Below are 627 nucleotides of genomic sequence, written 5' to 3'. Positions count from 1 at the left end.
AGGGCGGCCAGGTCTTCACCGCGCGCGGCGCGGGCGTTGTTGCGGATGGTGGGCACCAGCACGGGCGCATCCCCGGACATGCGGCGCACTTCCTCGGCCACGGCTGCCAGGTCCTTGTCGGCCAGGCACGAGAAGATCACCACGGCGGGGCGCACGCACTGGTCGGCCAGGGCCTCGCGCAGGGCGGCCAGCCCGTGGGCGTTGTGCGCGCCGTCAATGACAAGGCGCGCGGGCAGGGCGGGCATGCCCGACATGTCGGACAGGGGTGGCATGCCGGGTGTTCTGGGAGCCACGGGTGCGTCCGCCCCGCCTGCCCCATCTGCCTCGTCTGCGCCGTACGATTCGGCGGCTGGGCGCTCCACCCATTGCAGGCGACCGGGAATCCACGCGTCGGCCAGTCCCCGGCGCACGGCGTCCTCGTGCGATTCCCACTCGTTGGCCTTGGCCAGCGTGATCCATGCTGCCATGGCCACCAGCGCGTTGGTGCGCTGGTGCGGTCCGGTCAGTCCCAGTTCCGCCTTGGCGGGCAGCCGGGCCAGGTCGTCGGCTTCGTGCAGGGTGGCGCCGCAGGCGTCCGCAGCCGTGCGCAGTTCGTCCATGGCGTCCGCTGGCTGGGGCGCGGTGACG

At 73.0% G+C, this 627-nt stretch carries 1 protein-coding gene; it reads right to left on the bottom strand.

The window, feature by feature from the left end:
* On the bottom strand, positions 1-627 hold a 627-nt coding region (locus FVW20_RS18085), incomplete at both ends, for a glutamate ligase domain-containing protein (RefSeq protein WP_372435022.1).

This window comes from Nitratidesulfovibrio oxamicus (assembly GCF_015731765.1).
GTDB classification, from domain to species: domain Bacteria; phylum Desulfobacterota; class Desulfovibrionia; order Desulfovibrionales; family Desulfovibrionaceae; genus Cupidesulfovibrio; species Cupidesulfovibrio oxamicus.
Note: the sequence above shows the minus strand (reverse complement) of the source record. Positions and strands in the feature narration are given on the sequence as shown.